General features: G+C 55.6%; 5 protein-coding genes. 1 reads left to right on the top strand and 4 read right to left on the bottom strand.

All coding sequences use genetic code 11. From position 1 onward, the window contains the following. Both AC5DC2_RS22650 and AC5DC2_RS22645 read right to left on the bottom strand, forming a co-directional pair. Nucleotides 1–335: hypothetical protein (locus AC5DC2_RS22650; RefSeq protein WP_491700119.1), on the bottom strand; the 335-nt coding region annotated here is incomplete at its 3' end. Nucleotides 336–489: 154 nt separating this feature from the next. After that, entirely contained in the window at nucleotides 490–900 is a 411-nt protein-coding gene (locus AC5DC2_RS22645; protein WP_491700118.1) for a hypothetical protein, read from the bottom strand. A gap of 338 nt (nucleotides 901–1,238) precedes the next feature. On the opposite strand from AC5DC2_RS22645, the gene AC5DC2_RS22640 reads away from it, so the two are divergent. After that, on the top strand, nucleotides 1,239–1,439 hold the full coding sequence (locus AC5DC2_RS22640) for a hypothetical protein (protein ID WP_024709681.1): 201 nt from the start codon (nucleotides 1,239–1,241) through the stop codon (nucleotides 1,437–1,439). Here the strand turns inward: AC5DC2_RS22640 and AC5DC2_RS22635 are convergent. Beyond that, entirely contained in the window at nucleotides 1,417–2,133 is a 717-nt protein-coding gene (locus AC5DC2_RS22635) for an NlpC/P60 family protein (RefSeq protein WP_491700117.1), read from the bottom strand. The genes AC5DC2_RS22640 and AC5DC2_RS22635 overlap by 23 nt on opposite strands. Nucleotides 2,134–2,147: 14 nt before the next feature. After that, a partial coding sequence (locus tag AC5DC2_RS22630) for a phage minor tail protein L (RefSeq protein WP_491700116.1) occupies nucleotides 2,148–2,650 on the bottom strand: 503 nt, incomplete at its 5' end.

The following is a 2,650-nucleotide window of genomic DNA, read 5'->3' as shown; positions in this document are numbered from 1 at the left end:
ACGGCCTGACGCGGTCGGCGTTTCTCGCCGATCTGGCGCGCCGCGAGATCGCAGGCTGACGAACCTTGATGGCGCATCCAATGCGTCACCCTCTTCGCCAGTCCGGTATAACGACCGCAGGCTTCCGCGCCTTGCTGCTGTCGAACCGCGCGGAGGCCGCAGACTGTTCGTTCGGTTTGACGACGGCCGCCAAAAGACGGTCGATCTCGCCGTGCGCTATCTGCGCGAAGACCGACACTCTGCATAGCAGGGCTGAGTTTCCCGGCGCGGTAAACGTCGATCTGGTAGATCGGCGCGAACTGACGGGCAAGGTGGAGGTGGATTTTGCGGAGCATTGACAGCCGAATCCATCAGAAACAACTCTTGATGTTTCGTGCAAAGTGGTCGATGATCAATTTAGTGGCTGACACGCTCATATAAAATCAACCAATAGATCTATAAGAACATCAGATATAGACCAAAATAGCGAAATAGATACAACGCAGAATTTCATTTTTGGAATTCCATTTTAATATCAATCGTTCGAATAAGATATGAACAGATTAATTTTAAAATTATTCGAATATTATATATCATAGCGTTGAAATACCTCCGCATATTGAGATTTTGAAATTCATTTTCAATCACACAAAATATTGAGTGAATTTTATGAGCTTCAGAATTATTCATTGCAAATACTGCGGCCATAAATTGCGCTTTGGAAGCAAGGCATGCTCTCAGTGTTTTCAACCAACCCCTTGGCGCAATCGCTCGGTCAGTTGGGCAATCTTCATTCTTGTTTGCATCGTGGCCGCGTCTGGGCTTATGCTTGCGTTTCCCTAGTTTGTAGCGCCCCAGGCCTGCTCGCCCATGCGACACCCGCCGCAACCATGGCCCGATCGGCGAAACCTTCCGAAACATCGATACTCCTATGACTTTTAAAGAAGATGAGCTAGCGATCGCCAGGGCTCAAAAACGGCTCGCAATGTTGAATTCGATCAAGGTCTGGTCTGATGACTGCAAAGGACTTTCGGACATTACACTTACGCGGAAAGAGGCTTTGGAGCTGGTCAGACGTGTCTCGCCAATCGATCAGCGGAGCTTACCGCTCAAAAAGCAAAGCAATGACTAGGCGTCGACGAACCAATCCATTGCGCAGTTCCGTTTCTTCCACACCGGGCAAATCGAACTTGTAGACCGAAGCCAACACCTCTGCTACCTTTCCGCGCATATATCATTGGAACAACACAGAGAACCCGATGCCTTCAGAAGAGCAAAAGTGGGAAGCCGTGACGTTTCGGGCAGAGCGGTGGATGATCGATGCAATCGATCAGTTCGCTACCGATGAAGGGTTGCATCTCGACGGCCCCATGACGCGCGAGGAGGCCATCACGCTCATGCTCGAGGATTGGTTGGTCGCTCACGCGTGCGTGCCAATCAGCGATAATGAAGAGTATTAGAACCGACATAACGCACCCAATGCGTCACCCGCTTCAGCCACGGCCCGATCGGCTCACGCCGTGACAGCCGTCCATCGAGGTGATGCAGGCAAAGGCCATCCGCGAGCAGGATGCCGGAATGACACGGCACCTTCGACACAAGCCGCATGAAGAACACATCGCCGGGCTGCGCTTCCGAAGCATCAACCGTCCGGAAGCCCGCCTCTTGGAAGTGGTCGGCAAGCAGGTTCTCGCCCTCTTCCCACCAGCTCTTCGAGCGGGCAAAGTCCGGAAGGCGGATGCCGCGTTCCTGCCAGTACCAGCTGCGCACCAGCCCGTAGCAGTCGAATACGCCCGGCACGAAGGACCGCCCGGTCAGCGGCGCATCGAGACAATGATCGCCCCACCAGAGAATAGGCGTCGTCACCTCGCCGTCGCAGCTCACGACCCCGAAGGGAATATTGGCCGCGATCTGACTGTCCATATCGGCTTTTGATGGCCAGTGCGGATGCACTTTGGCGTTGTGACTGTGAATGACCGCTTCCGGCTGGAACTTCAGCCAGGTCTCGGCCGGCATTTCGAAGCCGTTTTCGCGATCGGCCGCGATGTTTTCGACGCGGATATAGCGACCGCCGGACACCACGCCACACGCCTCTTCCGGCCATGCCGCAAGCGCATGCGCCCGGGCCTCCCGGGCGACATCATCACCAAACATGATTGTTCTTCTTTCTATGTGTTTGCCCGGCCGACGCCGGGAAAGGCCCGGGTCGGCAGATCGCCATGGCCGAAGCGCTTGACGCAGCCCGATTGCAGAAGCTTGCTGCAGCGGTCCTCCGACGCAGACACGGCATTGCCCTTCGCGTCAAAACAGGCAGAGCCCGCATAGGGGCATGTGGCCCTCGAATAGTCGAACGAACCGGTTTCCGGATCGAAGCGACGATAGGTATGCGTGCAGGCGCTCTGGATCACCTGTCGACCGGGCAGTTTGCGTCCCTGCTGATCGATCGCGGCAGCCAAAACCCACTCGATATAGACGCGGTTCTGGTTGGTCTTTTGCTCGATCCGATAGACATCGATCGGGAAATGCGCGTCCGGATCCGCATCTTCCATCCCATCCAGAAACCGCCGAAAGGTGCGGATGCGCCGGAAGGTTGCGCCGACCAGGTCGCCGAATTCATTGACCACCGCCGACAACACGCCGGAGACATTGGCGACCTTCAGCGTCGGGCGCG

It is taken from the genome of Martelella sp., assembly GCF_984369615.1.
Note: the sequence above shows the minus strand (reverse complement) of the source record. Positions and strands in the feature narration are given on the sequence as shown.

Coding starts and splice junctions, on each gene's coding strand:
- AC5DC2_RS22645 (WP_491700118.1), bottom strand. CDS start 900: ATGTTTCGGAAGGTTTCGCCGATCGGGCCATGGTTGCGGCGGGTGTCG.
- AC5DC2_RS22640 (WP_024709681.1), top strand. CDS start 1,239: ATGCCTTCAGAAGAGCAAAAGTGGGAAGCCGTGACGTTTCGGGCAGAG.
- AC5DC2_RS22635 (WP_491700117.1), bottom strand. CDS start 2,133: ATGTTTGGTGATGATGTCGCCCGGGAGGCCCGGGCGCATGCGCTTGCG.